Below are 578 nucleotides of genomic sequence, written 5' to 3' on the forward strand. Positions count from 1 at the left end.
ATTACCAAAATCAAAAAAATTCACCTGCTGGATGGTGGCAAACAGGCGGTGTGCTTACCCGGTGCAAGTTTACACTCACTAGAAAAAGAACTCAGAGCCGTTAACCGCGCGCCGCATTCTATTATTGGGTCATCATCGCTAGGTGCGACAGTTGTCGGTGGTATTGCCAATAACTCAGGCGGTGCGTTAGTGAAACGCGGCCCAGCATATACTGAGCTTGCCATCTACGCGCAGGTCGATAAGCAGGGTAACCTCCATCTAGTAAATCACCTTGGTATTGATGGCTTGGGTGAGACGCCGGAAGAAATTCTTCACAATCTGCAAGAAGGTAATTTCGACCCAAGCAAGATCGTTCACGATGATCGCATGGCATCAGACAAAGAATATGATGAACGAGTTCGTGACGTAACGTATGACATCCCTTCACGTTTTAATGCAGACGAGCGTCGCTTGTTTGAAGCGAGCGGCTGTGCGGGCAAATTGGGCGTGTTTGCAGTGCGTGTTGATAGCTACCCAGTGCCAAACAAAGAGCAAGTGTTTTACTTGGGCACGAACGACGCAAACAAGTTGACCAAATT

Annotated in this window: 1 pseudogene; it reads left to right on the forward strand. The window is 48.3% G+C overall.

Annotated features, from left to right (window positions below):
• A pseudogene (locus tag R7Z50_RS29490) lies at positions 1-578 on the forward strand (D-lactate dehydrogenase); the annotation flags it as partial.

The sequence above is a fragment of the Vibrio sp. 1249-1 genome (assembly GCF_033340495.1).